The organism is Microbulbifer mixtoriginis (SeqCode) (assembly GCF_052466865.1).
Genome location: NZ_CP174293.1, coordinates 393,462 through 411,930 on the forward strand (window position 1 = coordinate 393,462; position 18,469 = coordinate 411,930).

At 41.6% G+C, this 18,469-nt stretch carries 15 protein-coding genes and 1 pseudogene; 5 read left to right on the top strand and 11 right to left on the bottom strand.

What is annotated here, in order from left to right; all coding sequences use genetic code 11:
* Positions 1-18 precede the first annotated feature (18 nt).
* The 4 genes from ACJJJA_RS01840 to ACJJJA_RS01855 all read left to right on the top strand — a co-directional run bounded on the left by ACJJJA_RS01840 (position 19) and on the right by ACJJJA_RS01855 (position 3,746).
* The gene (locus tag ACJJJA_RS01840; protein ID WP_444903595.1) at positions 19-204 is read left to right on the top strand and encodes a hypothetical protein; all 186 of its coding nucleotides are present in this window, start codon (positions 19-21) and stop codon (positions 202-204) included.
* Positions 205-1,062: 858 nt separating this feature from the next.
* On the top strand, positions 1,063-1,590 hold the full coding sequence (locus tag ACJJJA_RS01845; protein WP_444903596.1) for a hypothetical protein: 528 nt from the start codon (positions 1,063-1,065) through the stop codon (positions 1,588-1,590).
* A 285-nt stretch (positions 1,591-1,875) separates the two neighbouring features.
* Entirely contained in the window at positions 1,876-2,829 is a 954-nt protein-coding gene (locus ACJJJA_RS01850) for a hypothetical protein (protein ID WP_444903597.1), read from the top strand.
* A 335-nt stretch (positions 2,830-3,164) separates the two neighbouring features.
* Positions 3,165-3,746 carry a hypothetical protein gene (locus ACJJJA_RS01855; RefSeq protein ID WP_444903598.1) on the top strand — a complete coding sequence of 194 codons (582 nt, stop codon included), beginning with the start codon at positions 3,165-3,167 and terminating at the stop codon, positions 3,744-3,746.
* 783 nt (positions 3,747-4,529) lie between these two features.
* Here ACJJJA_RS01855 and ACJJJA_RS01860 read toward each other — a convergent pair.
* The 7 genes and pseudogenes from ACJJJA_RS01860 to ACJJJA_RS01890 form a co-directional block, all read right to left on the bottom strand.
* Positions 4,530-4,928 (bottom strand): nuclear transport factor 2 family protein, encoded by a 399-nt coding sequence (locus ACJJJA_RS01860; RefSeq protein ID WP_444903599.1) that lies wholly within the window; start codon positions 4,926-4,928, stop codon positions 4,530-4,532.
* A gap of 1,049 nt (positions 4,929-5,977) precedes the next feature.
* Positions 5,978-6,355: a hypothetical protein gene (locus ACJJJA_RS01865; RefSeq protein WP_444903600.1), complete on the bottom strand. Its 378-nt coding sequence runs from the start codon at positions 6,353-6,355 to the stop codon at positions 5,978-5,980.
* A gap of 513 nt (positions 6,356-6,868) precedes the next feature.
* On the bottom strand, positions 6,869-7,393 hold the full coding sequence (locus ACJJJA_RS01870) for a hypothetical protein (protein WP_444903601.1): 525 nt from the start codon (positions 7,391-7,393) through the stop codon (positions 6,869-6,871).
* A gap of 57 nt (positions 7,394-7,450) precedes the next feature.
* Positions 7,451-7,531 (bottom strand): annotated as a pseudogene (locus ACJJJA_RS01875) (SF0329 family protein); the annotation flags it as partial.
* A gap of 129 nt (positions 7,532-7,660) precedes the next feature.
* Entirely contained in the window at positions 7,661-8,152 is a 492-nt protein-coding gene (locus ACJJJA_RS01880; protein WP_444903602.1) for a DUF4240 domain-containing protein, read from the bottom strand.
* Positions 8,153-8,457: 305 nt separating this feature from the next.
* On the bottom strand, positions 8,458-9,312 hold the full coding sequence (locus ACJJJA_RS01885) for a DUF1444 family protein (RefSeq protein ID WP_444903603.1): 855 nt from the start codon (positions 9,310-9,312) through the stop codon (positions 8,458-8,460).
* 34 nt (positions 9,313-9,346) lie between these two features.
* Positions 9,347-9,910 carry a hypothetical protein gene (locus ACJJJA_RS01890; protein ID WP_444903604.1) on the bottom strand — a complete coding sequence of 188 codons (564 nt, stop codon included), beginning with the start codon at positions 9,908-9,910 and terminating at the stop codon, positions 9,347-9,349.
* A gap of 840 nt (positions 9,911-10,750) precedes the next feature.
* Between ACJJJA_RS01890 and csrA the strand changes: the two genes are divergently transcribed.
* Positions 10,751-10,939, top strand: a complete 189-nt coding sequence (csrA, locus tag ACJJJA_RS01895; protein WP_444903605.1) for a carbon storage regulator CsrA — start codon at positions 10,751-10,753, stop codon at positions 10,937-10,939.
* A gap of 214 nt (positions 10,940-11,153) precedes the next feature.
* Here the strand turns inward: csrA and ACJJJA_RS01900 are convergent, their stop codons facing one another.
* From ACJJJA_RS01900 to ACJJJA_RS01915, 4 genes are all read right to left on the bottom strand, one after another.
* A complete protein-coding gene (locus ACJJJA_RS01900; protein WP_444903606.1) occupies positions 11,154-12,512 on the bottom strand; it encodes an AlbA family DNA-binding domain-containing protein in 1,359 nt (452 codons plus the stop codon).
* Positions 12,513-12,641: 129 nt separating this feature from the next.
* The gene (locus ACJJJA_RS01905; protein WP_444903607.1) at positions 12,642-14,534 is read right to left on the bottom strand and encodes an ATP-binding protein; all 1,893 of its coding nucleotides are present in this window, start codon (positions 14,532-14,534) and stop codon (positions 12,642-12,644) included.
* A 434-nt stretch (positions 14,535-14,968) separates the two neighbouring features.
* On the bottom strand, positions 14,969-16,741 hold the full coding sequence (locus tag ACJJJA_RS01910; protein ID WP_444903608.1) for a bifunctional protein-serine/threonine kinase/phosphatase: 1,773 nt from the start codon (positions 16,739-16,741) through the stop codon (positions 14,969-14,971).
* 101 nt (positions 16,742-16,842) lie between these two features.
* A complete protein-coding gene (locus ACJJJA_RS01915) occupies positions 16,843-18,318 on the bottom strand; it encodes a NarK family nitrate/nitrite MFS transporter (protein WP_444903609.1) in 1,476 nt (491 codons plus the stop codon).
* Positions 18,319-18,469: the final 151 nt, after the last annotated feature.

Below are 18,469 nucleotides of genomic sequence, written 5' to 3' on the forward strand. Positions count from 1 at the left end.
GCAAGCATCTAAGATGGCATGAATAAAGCAATTTTGGAGTATGCTAAAAGTTATATTGATTGCGCCGAAGATGATATTTTGTCAGTAACTGCAATGCTCATTGGTGCAGTTGCCATAGCAAGAATCATAGGTAACGAGAGTTCCGTTACAAAATTATTGCAAGCGTGTCGCCAACAGGCAGGGTTGAAATTGGGTGGAATATAACGCTGAGCATATGGGCGGCCGAAACAGAGCGAAGCGGTGTATAGATCGTCCCAACCCGCGCTATTTGCAGATGAAAGCTGCGTTTGTATGGTTGTTCTAGTTCGATTCAAATGTTGAAAACCCTTTTCGTTAACGGGTAAATTGAGACACACCTTCGCCGGTCACCGAAGATCTTTTCTGCCACAGTTCGTTGCATTGTCGGTTCATAAAGGCCGATAACAAGTATGAACGTAACAGACACTCATTAGGCATAACTCGAATAGTCATGTGGGACTCAAGCCCGAATAGTGAGGCCGAAATACCTTTATTTTATGGAACCTCAAGAGATTAATGTCGGTATCGATGCTAGTAGCATACAGCTCGATATTTTTGTGATATCAACTGGCCAATTCTTTACTGTTACCAATGATAAATATGGTATTAAGGACACCATTCAACAACTGTAGTGCCTTAAACCCAGAAGAGTACTTATCGAGTCCACCGGAAGGCTTGAATTGGAGTTTGTCTGTGCTGCTCACAAGGCGGGACTGCCTATAGTTGTTTGCAATCATTCAAATGTAAGAAACTTTGTAAAGTCAACAGAGCAACTCGCCAAAGCTGACCAGCTGAATGCTGTCGAAATTGCTCACTTTAGGGAGGCAAAGAAGTCGATGTTATCGCCAATAAAACCTGTAAATTTAATATTAGAGACTTACTGCTGGATCTAGCATCGCTGGTTTAATAATGTGATGCTTTATACGCCAAATGGTAAAAAATTAACTTGCCTTTATTGACTTACTAGCAACAGTAACTGCAAAATAATCATGTTGTAAATTTTGTGTCAATTTCAATATTTGTTTTTTCGTAAGGACGCGTTAAATGAAAAAATTAAACTTACACCTATCGGTAGTTGCAATATTATTCTCGCTTCTCTCTCACCAAGCACTTTCTACAGATGTGTCATCTGGGTATAAAGCCAAAATAGAAATGGATTTTTTATTGGCCCCAATAAAAAATGAAGTTGATTTGGAAAACTATTTAGCTATTACTCCAATAGATAATAGTCCTCTGAGAGTTCTGCCGGAAATAGAGCGAGATATATTTATTAATAGCTTGGTCTTTACCAAAAAAGGTCTCGCTTCATTTGATTACAGTGCACTTACTTATGGACCGAGTGTTACCGAAGTTTATAGCATTTTAGCGCTATTCGGGTCTCAATCCGTCACTCCATTTTTACCAGGTTTATCAGTAACATCCGGACCGGATAAATCGATAATGAATGCGGCCGATACTATGCCAGTCGCATCCCAGTTGCTTGATTATCAATGTAGGTGGAATAGCCCTATTAACCAATTTTCCTGTCTTTTTACTCCATTTCAAACTTGCTTTCCTGCTTGGTGCACCTGATAGTTAGTTAGGTTGATATCCCCACTCAACTAAGTGGGGATATCAAGAAGGCTAGAAGAGTTAGCTCTATATATTGAGATTGTTATCTAATTAGATGAGATTTCAAAATCATACTTGGGTTTACGAATCTAAAATTTACATTATGACGAGGTCTATTGGTTAGATTACTGAAATATTTACATGCTTCAATTTCAATTCGATTTTCACAGTTGTAGTAGATGCAGGATTTCGCAGTAAGAAATAATAGTAACCTCATCTCCTTTTTTAAAATAGATGATTAAAAAAATGAATAATGTTAAAATATTGGTTTTTGTAATGCTAATTTTTAATGCAAGCTTTGGGGTTTGGGCAAGTACAAATAAACCAATAAAGAGCCTTTACAACCAAATAAATCAAATCTACAAAGATACACGAATGGATCCAAGTGGGAACAAATTAGCTAAGAAGTTTTACTCAGATAACTTTAGTCCCATTATAAATTCTGAAGCCTTAAGTGATTTTAGTGGAATTGAACTGGAATACCTATTTCAAGCTACAAAAACCGCTATTGCTTATGATCCAGATGTCAATTACGCCAAAGATATGGCTAGAGTATTACATTATTTAAAGATAAAGAATCTTGTGAAAGAGCGTCACTTAGTTGCTCTGCAGGAGGCCTATATTGCAACTCGACAATTTGAATTAGCCAGTAATATGGTTGAACAAAAAAGTTCTGGATATTTACAAGTTATACCGGAAGTTCATAGGGTTAGCGAAAAAACATCTAGGCATCCTACAATTTGGAAAGTCGAGAAGAACTCTATTAAACAGAGTGCTTTTAGCATACCAGACAATGGCCCATTCATTTTGGTTGCATCAAACCCCTTATGTAGTTTTTCCATTTCAGCAGCTCAACATATTATTGTTGATGAGGAGCTATTAGAGATCTTCTCTGAATACTCATATTGGCTCACTGAGCCTAGGGGTAAACTGTATATTGAGGGGTTCCTAGATTGGTCGCGAAATTATCCAAGCTTACCCACAGGTTTGATGCATGAGACTCCACCATGGTCTGAGTTACCTGAGTTGCGTAGCAACATAGGAACTCCGGCATTTTATTTCTTTTCTGATGGTAAATTTATCGAATACTTTGTTGGTTGGCCACGAGAGGGAGAACCTGAAGCACTGAATAATGCTCTCAGGAATGTCGGTTTGAATCGTTCTGAAAAACAAATATCTGTAATGAATGGGGGTGGCTAATGGACTTTACCGAGATTGATAACATCACTACTCAATATTTCTATGTAATGAAAAATAAACTCGTAGACGTATCAAGAATGCCATTAGCATTGTAAAACAGCTAAACCTGTAGATGATAATGCTGGCATCAAGGGCTGAAAAATTGATACCTTAATAAGTAAATTAGAGATCTGGTCACATTTTTTAGGTTTGTAAGAGCAAAATTACTCTCTTTCAACAGGTTTGAGATAGACTTTAAAGCTTGTCACTCAGATTGCCAATATAGTCACTTAATATCTATCATTAGCGCTATTATTGCGTTGAACCAAATGTCATCGTTTACAAATAGGCATAATATGAAGGCATTCACACTAACTATTTTAGTTATTGCAGTACTATCTTTCTTTTTCTTACAGCCAGTGTTCTCTCTAGATACTTCACTAAAAAGTCAAGGCGAAAAATTTACGCGCAGTAGTTTAATTAAACAAAAACAAAAATATTGGATGGATAAGAGAGAAAAGGATTACCAGCTTGCTCCAATAAAAAATCAATTAGAATTAGAAAAATACTTAGAGATTACTCCAACTGAGAAATCACCTTTGAATGCATTATCGGAAATAGAAAGAGAAATATTTATTAATAGTTTGACTTTTACTAGTAGAGGAATAGCTGGATTTGACTATAGCGTACTTAGCTATGGTCCAACGGCTACAGAAGTCTACAATATACTTGCATTATTCGGTTTTCAATCCAATACCCCATATTTACCAAACTTAACAGTAGCATCAGAATCAGATAGCTCAATAATGGCAGTAGCAAAAATTATGCAGGGCGACTTTGTTATATTGGATAGCCTTTGCATATGGAATACTGATATTAAACAGTTCTTTTGTGGGCAGCGCGGGCTTGAAATTTGTTTCCCAATGATTTGTTTGTAAATAATCCGTGTTTTGTAATTCGGTATTTTCCTATATATTGCAGTACATAAATCCTAGACCCCCACTAAAAGCGACACACTTGGTGATAGCCAAGGAGGAAAGTTGGCTGTAGGCTGGTTAACTTCCACGCAAATAAGCCAGCAATCCCATGGAACCTGCACCAGCCAGCTAACCCTCAACGAACGATATCAGATTAAAGTCCTCAACGGGCCAGAACTATACAGCCAGAGCCATTGCGCAACAACTCAGTCGTTCAAACAAAACCATTTCTCGTGAGCTAAATCGCTGTAGCCTTTATAGTGCGAAGAGCGCTCACTTACTATATATGGGTAGGTCGACATCGTGTGCGTATGGTCCTGTGTATTTCCACATTGTTGCTATCAAGTCCCACTTCATATTAAAGCCAATGTAGAAACGTCTAGTCGACGTTGGAAAATTTAAGAATGTGGCTCTAATTGCATGTATGAGAAAGTAATTTATCATCCTGACTACCATGGTGAATAACAACACCTATAGGGATGAAAATATGGCTTAAAAGCTTGACGAATAACCATAGTCATTTGTTATGTGGTATGTCTTCATGCCAGCCGGCACGTGAATACCGGACAGGGGGATGCTTCGGTTAGCACTTGGGTGTTGCCTTCGATGATCATGAATCTCTGGGTGACTCTTAAGCTGATTAAGCAATTCGAGAGGAAGTTGGAGGACTTCGCCAAAACGATACCCGGAGGCGGTTTGCGTTATCGTCTCCAGTGAAACCAAGGTCCACCCCGTCCGATCGCCTCATTCACCACGCACGAGTAATTGCAGGTCTTCCGCAGTCCCTTCGATAAGGCGGCTAAGGGATTCGGCGCGCGAGATCCGGCCGTCTCTTAGCGTATACAGGCTGATTACCTTGATTGTGAGCTGTTGGCTATCTTTCGCCTTCGCGCGCACCAGATGCATATCAGCTATCCGATCGCCCTCACCAATTACGGAAAGGTAATCGAACCTGACGGCCGAGTACTCCATTCGGAGCAAATTGATACGCGAATCGAGTTGCGATCGCCCAATCGTTGTGTCGTCGATAACCTGCACGAAGTCTTCGGTAAAGTAGCGGTCGGTGACCTTAGAATCAGCGTTTGGATCACATACCGCTTTGGCCATCTCATCCAGAAAAGCTTCGGCCTGCTCACTATTCATTTTTCGATTCTTCTCCGTTCGCGTCTGGTTGTGGTCGAACGCATGGACAGACATCTACCACTGTATAACGCTAAGGTTGACCGAGCTGTCATGCAGCTCGCAAATAATATTACAAACTAGGCGGAGCCTATCTAGCGAGTTTGATTATAGCGGCTTTGGGCCAACGCTCTGTGATGCGCAAGTGGGTCAGCTTAAACCTTTGGTATCCGGGTGGCAGTTAAGAGGACCGCGATTTGGACACTTATGGATGATGTTCAAATCAGACTGGTGTGCTGAGCCAGATGATGCATCCTCAATAGCTCGTCGCTTAAAGGCGACCTGACAATCGAAGCATGCAAACTTATGCAAGAACTCAGTCATAGTGTATAGCGCGTGGTGAAGGGGTGGGCCATGCAATGAATTATCTCGCTTATAAGCTTTATTAAGTGGCTATTGGCTGGCATGGTAGAGAACGAAACTGATTGTTAAAGAGGCTACTATAGCCCCAAGGATACTGAGCGCTACTTTCACTGGGATAATGGGTACTGGAGTCCTATAACGTTGCTCTCGGCCAAAGACTGTGAACGAGCTCCGCTTACCATAGGGGGCGAACATGACAAAGAATATCATAGAGCCAATGGTTATAGAGTAAGCCAACCATCCAAATACGCTGGAGGCTGTTAAAGTTTCTTGAGTTGCCAGGATATAGACATAGATACCTATACCAGGGAGCAAGCCGAGTAACTTTTTATCCATTTTTCTTCGCATGATAACTCTATTACTAAGGGCTGCTTTCTTTTTGATTGTCTTGTGCGAACATAATGCTTGCCATGAAACAAAGCGGTCATAAAGGAACTCTTTTCCTGTGACCTTCTCTTAGGCATCATTGGCTATATGTATAAAGTCTTCAGCTTCGTAGCCCTACAGTTCTGGACACCACTAACATCTTAACCCGTAATATTCTTTGTACCTCAGCCTATGGGGATCAAAGATTAAGTCAGATTCTCCATGCCCCTATCTTAATTACTCGGTTAAAACGGAGTGCTTAAAAATTCATTAAGTTTGTACAGTTAGTGCAGTGAGCTTTCGAAATAGATAAAGGCATATCCGAAAGCTAACCCAAGGAGGACAGGTCCGGGGTAACGTCTAAACAGGCGTTTTACTTTACTAGGTGTTCGACCATTACGTAGGTCATTAATTAATTCTTGCTGTGCTTGAAAGGCATGTAGCGCTGAGAAGACGGCGGCGGTCAAAGAGTAGGTGAACCCTTCAGAAATAGGTGTATCAATACCAAGAGCAGTTTTGAGAGTAACAATACCGCCTATAAATGCCATCGCAAATGACAAATTAGACTTTAAAAATTCGAACTCTAATTCTTGGCTCAGAAGATAATGAGGGCTTTGCTCTATGGGTTTATCATTTACTAATTCTTGTAACTTTGCTCTCATTACTCACAACCGTTAACAGGATCTATTTGGATAATAGTACCTTTGCCTTCCCAATGGAATACTCAAAGCTTACGGTAAGTTCTGTAGCAGTAGAGCGACAGTTGTTCAGCAGAAAATGTTCGATCGTACCAATTTTATGGGTTTAGGCCATCTGGAGCTATTTTTATAAAGTAAATTATTACAGGTATAAAGCACATCAAGGTTAAGACTAGGTTTGCGATATTCAGTATTCGCTTGCTCCTAAATATCACAAATAACAACCCTGCTAATTGAGCAACGACGGTATAAAGGAAATACATCCCTAGTGTTCTATAAAAATTTGCTAGTTCTAGGGTAATAAGAGCTGGAAAGATCGCTACCAGCAAATATGAGATGAACCCACATAGCATCGCGATACTAAGTCTACATACTAAATAATTTGTTCTTCCCATATTAGTTTTTAATTGTACTTCTCGCATAATGAAGCGGGTCAGACATTAAAAAGCTCTATGACAGACTGGGTAGATTTATTTTCTAATAATACATATGTAGTATAAGGTCAAAACCTTTTATTGAAAATCTTACTCTTTCCATGTCTTCTGTATATTTGCCGAGATTATTCCCATCAAGATCCCAGACATTTTCTTTGGCGAACCACGTATTTAATTCGTGATCATGACATTTGAACTGGCTTTGTGGTACTACCTTACCGTTTTTCATGGTCGGCCCAAAATTCCTACATTCTGTGCCCCACCTCCACCACTTTATATCTGGCATATTTACCATGCCTTCTCTGAGGGGAACGCCAAAAACTGTGATTTCGGACTCATAGTTTTTATAAATTATGTATCTAAAGCCCCACTTCCCTCCCACCTCATAATTTACATCCCGAGTAAGTATTTCACCCGGCTCCAGGTCAGCTATATCAATACTAGGAGATAGTTCACCAGCATTTGCTGGAGGCTTTAGGGCACTGCCAAACATGCCAAGTATGAATCCGATTCCAATTAGAGAGACAGTAAGAAGGCTAAACCAAAGTAATTTTTTGCGCTTTTCCATTTGATGCTCACAGTGTAGTCAAAATAAGTTTGATTAAAATGTATAATTACCTTATCTGGTGGTGTAAATTGAAATACGGCCATCTAAAGATGAAGAAAATTTTTCTTCAACTAGAGATTTAAGCTTGCTCCATTTCATGGAAAGATTTTCCTAATTACACATAAATCCATCATTTAACGGCTGCTTTTTATTGATAGCTTCGTGCCAACAAAATGGCAACAACATACCCAAGGGATGGGAAAAATCTTTCAGTATTAAGTATTTCTATCAAAAATACTTATCGCACAAAGCCGGGTATAGCTTGGGTAAATCGTCCTCATCCCACGCTTCGCCAAAGGGATCATCTCTGCCTTCAGAAGTAAGGCGGTCATAAGGAAACTCCTCTCCTGTGACCTTCTCGTAGGCATCATTAGCTATATACATGAAGTCCTCAGCTTCGAAGTCTTCAGGTAGCCAATCGGCCAGAGATTCAGGATTTATTAGTGCTGCTTCAAACTTCTCGCGTCCTCCAAGTATCAAGCCAGCTCTGAAGTAAGTAAAACCATCATCGGAACAGCCACCATTTAAGATATATGCCACAGCCCAAATATCCCAACGGTATGTGAGGTCATTTAGTTCGCACTGCTTTTCCTTGAATGCAATAATTTCATTAGGAGTGAGCTTGCTTACAGCCTCAACTAATCTATCAAAAACTTCCTCAATATCGGGTACTCGCTTTGTTACGCTTTCTACCAAATCCCAAAATCTTGAGTCTTCCACGATCACCCCTTTACTTATAAGATCGTAAATATGGTCCGAAACGGAACAGCAAAGCTGCGAAACGAAGGTTCAGCCAACACTGCTGCCATTTTAAAGGAATGATATTGATCATTCCCCAGAGCGCTTCCTGCGGTTTTCAAGTAGCCAAAGTTGACCTTCAATACCGTTTTTTATCCATGCCTCTTTGGCAGACTTCCATGTATTATTCATATATAGATATCATCTTTTCCTAGTGGAAAAACAAGCTTTCACCTTTTCCAAGCAATAAAAGATGAAAGCTAATTTAATTCCACTACATCAGTTTGTTAAAGACTCAATACTTCCCAAGCATCACCCTTGCGAACAAAACCTTTCTCTGAAACTATATGAGGCCACTCGTTCTCAGGGTCATAAACTATACTTCTTACTTGTTTGAGGCCTTCAGCATCTTCTGATCCGGTTACTATTACCAAATCTCTAGATGGAATATAAACAACAATATCTCCCTTTACGGGAAACTGTTCTTTATTCCATAGCTTGTCATAAAGTATGAATGAGGCTTCATAATTTCCACCTGCCAGTAACATCGATAAAGAGGCAGGATTGCCTTGTATTTGCAATTCAATGGAGTTCCGTAAGTTTTCCTTAGCTAGGGTGCGTAACTCTTCATTTTTAATCTGTAGTTTATCTATATCTTTTTGAGAGATATATCTCATTGAGGTTTCAGTATCAAATACATAGAGGACATAAAGCTCTTCATTTAACTGTTCAAAGTAAAAGGGAAAAGGAGCATCACTACCTTTTTCTCTAAACATTGCTGCTACTTGACTAATATAATCTCTATTTTTGATGACTGGGAATATTTGTGTCTTGCCAAAATTAATTTCTTTTGGTTGGAATAGCTCTTCTAAGCTTCCAGTATATTGTTTAATAATATCTTCAAGTGATTCAGGGCTATTTGTATAAGAAATATAGGCGTTTTTTAAAAAAGAAATCTGCTCTTCACCCTCATTGTTTTCGAAGTGGACTTCTAGCTGATCTTTTTTCTCAGCTTTAATGCCCACAATCTTTTTTTGAACAGCTTTGATATATCGTTCAACAAACTCATCTTCACTTAATAATTCTTCAGCAATACTTAATTGACAGAAAAGTATCATTAATAGAAAAGCTATTTTTTTCATTCTTTACCCCTAATTAGAATATACCATGTATTTATTAGCTTTGTTTACACTTAACTGTTTTATCAATAGCTTCAGACCAGGCTGATTGACTATCAAAGTTTTCAATGAGACCGTTATTGGCTTGATTACCTGTGAAAGCACCAATACCATGCTGGATCATATATGTTGGATGGTATGTCGGTAGCCCCCGTGCGCGCAAAGCTTCACATACTTGTTCATTACTTTCCAAGATTGTATTTATTTCTGATTGAAGAAGAGAAAGCTGTTCCTCCGAAAGGCCGCTTAAGGTATTCATGCGAAGAATAATGATGCTTTGATGTGCTGTTTGATCACTAACTCTTTTGGTATCATAAATTCCATAAGTCATGGCAGCGTAATACATTTTTGCTGCACCTGAATAATTTCCAGAGTTTAGGCATTTCTTCATGCCAGAAAATATATCAGCAGGATTTTGACTGGCTTGGAGCGAGTTAATATCCTCACAGGCAGCTGGCTTAGGCGCTTCTAGGTTTCCTTTGCTTTGAAAGTTTGTAACATCAGAATTGCTAGCGCATGATGTAATAGCGATGGATGCCAGTATTGCAATGATTTTATTCATATATTTGATACCTCTTGTGAAGCCAGCAACGTATTTAAAAGAATGCTGCATTATACCGATTTTATATATATTTGAACAAAGCGGTTTGCTGTAACCAAAAAACCTATCACCCAGCATATTCTGAGTAAATATACTGCAAATAAGAACTATCGTACCTGAGGCAGTCTTTATGTAGCGGATGAACGGATTGCTGTTATCGCTGAAAGTGTGTCGATAATGATCGATCTATTATTTTTTATCTTCAACTAGAGGATCTGTAAAGAGTACCAATTTAAGTTGCTATTTTTATGAGCAGCCTGGATTTTCGTCAGCATAAATAAACAAAAATATAGGCACAAAAATGATCTTATTGGATTTTATTCAGTTTGTTTCAGTGTCAAAGCTGCGTAAAATCGAAAGATATTTATTGGTATTTTGGCCGGGATTGGGTGACCTTTTGTAGACCGATGACCAAAGACCAAAGGGATTCGAGAGAATCAAGATATCTAAGAGTTTTCTAAAGAACCATCCTCTCACAGGAGAACGGTAGCGTGACGTAACAGTAAGTAAAAGGCGCTGACCCAAGGTGCAGCAACACCAGGGGCCAGCTGACCAAATTGATAAGCGAACTATCAAAATGGCTATATGGATCATACGCTAGAAACCCGCTCGTCTTCAATAAAGTGGAGTACATTCAGCGGCTTGGTGCGATTCCCCAAGCTCTGGGAGCGTATTGCCTGCCTTTTCTTCTTCTATGCCTATCGTTCCCGTGCACCACCTCGTATTTCCTCACAACGTTACTTTCTCAGCCTTCCATCAGAGAAGGTCTATCCATGGTTTGAGTATCAGTAGGAAATAACTATGTTGATCTTAAAACGTAGGACTGGTGAAAAATTAAGAATTGGAGCCAATGTCTCCATCACGGTATTGGAAGTTAAGGGTAATCAGGTGAAGATAGGAATACGTGCTCCTAAATCCCTATCCGTTCATCGTGAGGAAATATATATAAGAGTCCAAAAGGAACGATCGTTAAGGGAGGTAAATTTTTGAGAATTGATTTTAGAATTTCGAATGTTTAGTAAAGTGACGGCTTAAGTGAAGTATGAGCCGTCTCGGCTGTCTATTTTATCGCGAAAGCAACACATGGTAGATTGTCTAGTAAACTCTGTTTGTTTGTATATTACTATTTAAACGTTTCCGGTATTCTGTAGAATACGTTCATTCATGATGACCCAATATTATTTCTAGATTGTTATTCCGGTATTTATTTAATTTTATTGTGTCCATATAGGCTTAGGTCATTAACAAGATCGTCTGTTTTTGACACGATTCCTACACTATTGAAAATGGAGTAAACGATCGGAATTGAGAAGATATATGGTCTTGCCTGTTTTGCGTTAGGTTTCTCCTCTTGGATTTTTCTCATTTTATAGCTATGTTTAAACATATTATCCTCTGTTGGCTCAGTGGGAATTTTTAATTCGCTATCTGTCGTCAGTGGTATTGATAACGATTTTGTTCTATTAATATATTTTTCTGAGTCAATATATGGAGAGGAATAAAATAAGTTTTTGATTGTGAAACAGCTAAAGTAATCACGCTTATCTTCGGTGATGTCTAGCAAATGAATGTAGCTGTTTGCTAACGCAGCTACGATTTGAAAGAAAATAGAGTAATCAATAATTTTAATGTCGGTATAACCATGTTCTTTGACAATATCGATATACTCTAAATAATGCTTATTATTGTGATTTCCCTTGCAGAACTCTTTTAAATTGTACACCCTAAATGGAATATCAAACCTAACACTTCCATCATGCCACCATCTCAAAGTTAGCGCAGCCAATCCTGGGTCCATTTTTGATGTTTGTCGGGCAACAAAGCCATTTTCCGTCGTATGTACAGAATTAAGTGGTGCATGTACCCCATGAACAGAATTATCTAAGTTTCTCATAATTTTAGAGAAATCATCGAACTCAAGTTCATTTTTTGGTAGTGGCTGCCCACTCCTAGGCTTAAAGAATATGTATCCCCAAGTTTGGGAGGATTGCTTTTCTGGTAATTCCGGAACTGTAGTAAGCTTCTTAATAATTTGTTTTTTATATTTTTCAGATCTTTTCCATAACTCATCGAGTATATATCTATCAGTTTCTGCTTTTGGTTTTGATTGATCTGAAAGTCTTCTGTAAATTCGACCAGACGAATGTATATGCGGGGTGTTGTTACTTTGAGGAATACCAATAATAATTACAGAATGATCTTTAGGTAAATTGACCTCTTTTATTGGTCCTGCAATAACTTTTTCTTCATAATATACTTCAGGATTTACATGTGCGGAACTTGCCTCCCTTATAGCTAACAAAATTTTTTCTACTTCATTGTTTTTAACTCCAGGAAACTCGCCAGCTTTTCTTGAACCATTATCTTTTTCCCTGACTCCGATAATTAGCCATCCACCATATTGATTAGAGAAAGCCGATAAATGCTTGGCATAATCAGATACCTTTATGGTTCGTTCTTTATAGTCAATATACCAACCTTCAGATACTTCCTTTAAGTTTCTTAAGTCTGCCCCATTAATTTCTTCAAGTCTATTTTTAAACGGGTAAAATGAATAATTCATTTGGCTATATTCTCGAATCTATGGCTTTAATTATTGTATGCTCGATATTTGATGTTGATATTAATTGATTCCACAGTTGCCTATGGGTGTGTTCCTGCTCTGCAATTCAGTTAAATACATAATACATGTTTAAACGGCCATATTTTTTATTGCAGATAGCCAGCTAGCAATCTCATCATAGCCGCCCCTTTCAATTATTCGCTCAATAGTCATTTTTTCAACAGCAGTAATATTCAATAGTTTTTTCTTATTGCTGCTGAGCTCTTTTTGCTTCTCTGAGGGTAGCTCATCCCAGTTATTATTTATAGCGACATTCATTGCTTGAGCAACAAGCATAGGTACGTCATCTTGGTCTCCTAATGCGGCTAATTCTATATGTGTACCTTTCTCAGCATAAGCCTCAATAATTGCTTCATGATGAAGGTAATTTTCTAGTTCAAGCTTCTCAGTATTAAATGCCACCTTGATTGGATTATTTTCATCGTTAATTTTTTGAACCGCAGTAACATATGATCCAACATCACTGTCATAAATATGGATCTCTGGCTTGCCCAGCCCATCTAAGTGTTTTTGATCAATGTAATGCTTCAACGCAGAACCCCCAGTTATCACATAACCGATAGTTTTGGACTGCATAAGATTTATGATATCTGGATCATATTCATTTAAAATTTTACTGTATCTTTTAAGAGCATTCACATCATGATTGCCTTCAACATAAACCAGAGCTTTAACACGTTCTGATGGATTGGGAAGAATTCCAAGGGTATTTATGATCTTTGATATCACAGCTTCATTTGCTGAGTTAGCTGCTGAATCAAAACCATATTCTACCTGAACTTTCCCATTCTCATCAGAAGATATAAAGCGTAGTGATTTAACTGGTATTTCTCTTACAAGATTTGCGCTATGTGTAGTGAATAATACCTGGACATCATCTTGTTTGCTCAAGTCGTGGAGTGCATCAATAATCATTTGTTGATGATTAGGATGTTGTGCAGTTTCAGGCTCTTCTATTGCATAGATAATTGATGGAGCATTTTTTTCAGCTTTACGCTTCTCAGCTTGAGCTTGGAAAAAACTAAGTACAACCAATCTCCTTATGCCGCTACCTCGTTTATTGAGGGGTATATCATTCTCATTCAAAAGTGTAAGATCGAAGACTTTTGCATAAGTCGGCGTTTTGATGAATTCTGATCTGAGTCTTTCTGAGATATCTTTATCAAAATTCTTGAGTTTTTCGATCGTTCTATCGGCAATCTCTGTTGAGTATTCCTTAACTTTTGATTCGACCTCAGAAAGTAGATCCCGTATCTGAGGTAGTGCAAGTGCTTCTTTTATTGCTGACTGCAATGGATCTTTAATGTCACCATCTTTGTCATCAAATGTTTTGTCAGTTTTAAATAAGGAGAAAATAGGGAGAAGTTTTTTTAGGGAGTTCCAAACAGTCTTAATGTTATCCTCATTATCTATATTTCCATCGACTTTTATTTCTCTCATTTGGCGCCCACCACCTACATGTTCGCGAATAGCGGCCCTTAGAGCGGGGTTCTTACTACTATTTACTCCTTGCAAGTTAACCCCCAGTTCCTTGGCAAAAGATTTAAGGGGTGTGTTCTTCATGCTTAGCAAGTTTGTAAGGCTTTGATCTGAAGGATGATTTGCATTTAAATATATTGAAGTTGTTTTTCTTGCTGCAAAAGTAAATACTTTTTTAATTTCTAATTGATCTTTTGTGTTAAGAATCCCCTCATCTTTTGGTGAGGTTTCTATTGATGTATCTAAAACCACTTCCTTAGGGATGTCTTCAAAGTAGCATGTTATTTCAATGGAATTGTTATCAGCATTGTTAGATAGGTCATTAGCTTCTATAGTATCATTGAAAAATGCATCTACAGCTTCAATTACAGCTGATTTCCCAATATCATTTTTTCCAATTATGGCTGTTAGATTATCCAACTGGAAGGATGTTTCATCCTTGTAGCATCTAAAGTTTTTTATTTTTACTTTTATAAGACGCATTTTATATTTCCTTGGTGAGCGTTCGTATGTGATCAAACTTTCGAATGAGACAATATGATATCATGTCTTCAATATGTACCATGAACTAGAAGACGAAGTGGCCAGGATAAATGTAATTTAGAGTGCTAATTTTGACTAGGGTTAAATAATCCGGGTAATGTATATGAATACATCGTACCTAGATATTTAATTAAAATTATAGATGGTTAAAAATTATTGATTAATGATATAAATCACCATGGACATACGAAACTACGCATGAATGTTTAAACCATAAGAAATCTATAAGTGCCACTTCTTGTATAAGATACAACATAAAGAGAGTACGATGGAGTATACACAATCTTAAATTGCCAATAAAAATAGAACGTTTGTAGCTATATTTGTGACAGCATACTTGTAAGCCGGGACAATCTTTTAGGATAGCTCTGCTCTTACGCACTAGACGAAAACAATGCGGCCACCGCCAATAAAGTAGCCACCCAAATCCCACAAAGAATCTTCCAGAAAAGGGAAGCATCTCTTTTCTCAGTAGGGTCTTCCCTTAGGTAATCCGGGTTAGGATTGGTCAGGTCGCGTATAAATTCCGTCAGGGTGGAGTAGCGCTGTTCCAAGTCGATACTGCATCCGCGCTCCAGGGCGCGGTCGAACCAGATGGGGACTACCGGATTAAACTGGCTGGCGGTGCGGTAGCGCAGGCGTTCGAAGTCGGCGTGGGAGCGGCTGTTTTCGATCTCCTCGCCGTAGGGCAGTTCGCCGGTAAACATTTCATAGGCAATAGTGGCGAGGGCATAGATATCGCCGCGAATACCGCTGTTGTGCCCAAGGATATAGTGGGGGTCGGAGTAGCTGGCGGTGCCCAGCGCTTCCGGGTGTTCCAGGGGGTGGAAAATCTCGGCACTGCCGGCTACGTAGACTGAACCGAAATCGATAATTTTTACCCGCCCGTCGCCGTCGATCATGATATTGGCCGGGCGCAAATCCTGGTGAATGGTTTCCTGATCGTGGAAGGCCTGCAGCCCGGTGGCAATTTCCTTAAGGATACGAAACGCTTCCGCCGGTTTGGGAAAGCGGTTATTGGTGATCCACTGTTCCAGGGTGCTGCCTTGCACATACTCCATCAGGTAGTAGAGCGCGGTTCGTGGGCGGGTCTGGCGGTGCAGGCGCACTACCTGGGGGCTGCGAATACGCAGGCCTATCCACTCCTCCTGAATAAAGCGGTCGATATAGTGGATATCGTCCTCGTAATTTACCGAGGGGGTTTTCATTACCAGGATTTCCCCGGTGGCACTGTCGCGCACCAGGTACAGTTGGCTGCGCTGGGAGGAGAACAGCTCCCGCTCTACCTGGTAACCATCCAATACCATGCCCGGTTCCAATTCTGGCGGGAAGGGCAGGCGGGTAAGCTGGCGGCTGTAGTCGTCCAGGGTGGTTTGTGGCAATGCTTTTACCTTTACCACTAATGCGGAGAGGTTATCGTCACTGCCGTTTTCCTCGGCGAGGCGCACCAGGGTTTCCGCTGTTTCCTGTTCGCTTATTTGGGACTCTGCCAGCAGCTCGCGCAGTAGATCCTGTTTAATAAAGTCGTGCAGGCCGTCGCTGGTAATCAGCAGCACATCGTCCTTAGCCAGGCTGAGCTGACCGTAATCCACTTGCAGGCCGGTATCCATTCCCAGCGCGCGGGATAGCATCTGCTGGCGGTGGGCCAGGGTGATGTTGTGGTCCCGGGTGAGGCATTTAAGGTTGTCGCCGCGCAGGTGATAGATACGGCTGTCGCCGATATGGAAGTAGTGGGCGGTGCGGGATTTAAAAATCAGGGCAGAGAAGGTGCAGAGGAAACCCTTTTCCTGTTGGGGAAAGTCGTGGCTTTTGCGGTATAGCTTGCTGTTAATGGAGGCGAGGATTTTCTGTCCGGCGTGGGCCACAGACCAGGTATCCGGCACCTTGTAATAGTCCCGCACAAACTGCTCGGTGGCGGTGTGGCTGGCTTGGGCACCAGCTTCGGCGGAGCTGACTCCATCGGCCAGTGCGGCGACTGCGCCCAGGTATTCCTGTAAGTGCGGGCTGGCTGGCCAGTGATAGATTGCCGCGTCTTCGTTCTGCGGTTTGATGCCGGCACTAGTGCAGAGGCCGTGGCTCAATCGCGGTGTCTGGGCTTCGGGGTTTGCCTCGGTTTCTGTTTGCACCCCGGAATTGGTTTCGCTCACAGCTTTCTCCTATCTCTTTTCGTCCCCTCAGACCAACGGCGAAAAACAAAGAAGGGCCATTGGCCCTCCTTTGCGTTTGTTGCTTGATAACAGCTTTCCGATCACTCCACGCTAATCAGCTGCACTGTGCCATCCGGTAGCACTTCGGCGATATTGCCTTTGGGCTCCTCCAGGAACAGGCAGGCGAAGAAGATCACCGCTGCTGCGCCGCAGATAATCAGGAAGAACTGGCTGTAGCTGACATAAGACAGGGCGGTAAGGAAAGTAACCGCACCCACGTTGCCGTAGGCTCCGGCCATACCGGCGATCTGCCCGGTCATGCGACGCTTCACCAGGGGTACGACGGCGAATACGGCACCCTCACCGGCCTGCACGAAGAAAGAGCAGCACATGGTGGCAACTACCGCAGCGGGAATCCACCAGCCGCCGTTGATCTGGCTCAGTACAAAGTAACCCACTGCCAGGCCGCCGATCAGGAACATCAGGCTGCGGCGGCGTCCCAGTTTGTCAGAGAAGTATCCACCAGTTGGGCGAGCCACCAGGTTCATAAAGGCGAAGCCAGAGGCGAGCAGGCCGGCCTTCACCGGGCTCAATCCTTCAAAGGTTTCCAGGAAGAACAGGGGCAGCATAGAAACCACGGCCAGCTCTGAGCCGAAGGTGACGAAGTAGGCCAGGTCGAGGATGGCTACCTGCTTGAAGTTGTATTTCTCCAGCTCGGGCACACCTTCGCGCAGGTGGTCTTTGTTTACATTCCAGATCATGCGGGTCTGGAAGGCGAACAGTACTACCAGTAGGCCCCACATCACGTAGGTGGCATTCTGGCTCAGCAGGGCTACGCCGCTGGGAGACAGTTTGTAAGCCAGCGCTGCCAGTGCCAGGTACATGGGCACATTCATCAGCAGGTAGAAGTAGAAATCCCGCTTGCTGGTAACTTCCAGGCCGCCGCTCTTTTTCGGTTTGAAGTAAGTGGAACCTTTAGGAGTGTTGCGGGCAACGCGGTAGTAGATGATGCCGTACAGGCCGGCGATGATGCCGGTGAGGCCCAGGGCATAGCGCCAGCCGTCTTCACCGCCGAACAGCAGGGCGATGGTGGGTAGGGTCATGGCACCGGCAGCAGAACCGAAATTCCCCCAGCCGCCGTAAACACCTTCTGCCAGGCCGACTTGTTTGGCTGGGAACCATTCACCCACCATGCGGATACCAATTACAAAGCCGGCACCCACAAATCCCAGCAGGAAGCGGAACAGGGCCAGGGATTCATAACTGTCTGCGGTGGCGAAGCCCAAACAGATTAAAGATGAGGTCATCAGCAGCCCGCTGTACACCAGGCGCGGCCCCAATTTATCCACCAGCATACCGATAATGATACGGGCGGGGATGGTGAGTGCCACGTTGAGGATTAACAGGGCTTTTACTTGCTGGCTGGTGAGGTCGAACGCTTCCTTGATAAAGACCATCAGCGGAGCGTGGGAGAACCACACCACGAAAGTCAGGAAAAACGCAAACCAGGTAACGTGCAGCGTCTTTATTTTGGGATCGCCCCAATTAAATAAATTGAGGCCGCTGGATTGACTCATGACTATTTTCTCCGGCTTCTCAGAAATTTAGAGGTGGATAGGGTCATGGCCGATAGTATTTGAGCAGCGCTACAGGGAAAGTACACAAAGGGGGTAGTTGGGTACTGAATAAAGGCTTTGGTGCTTGGTGTTAGCCCATTTGGGGTAGAGC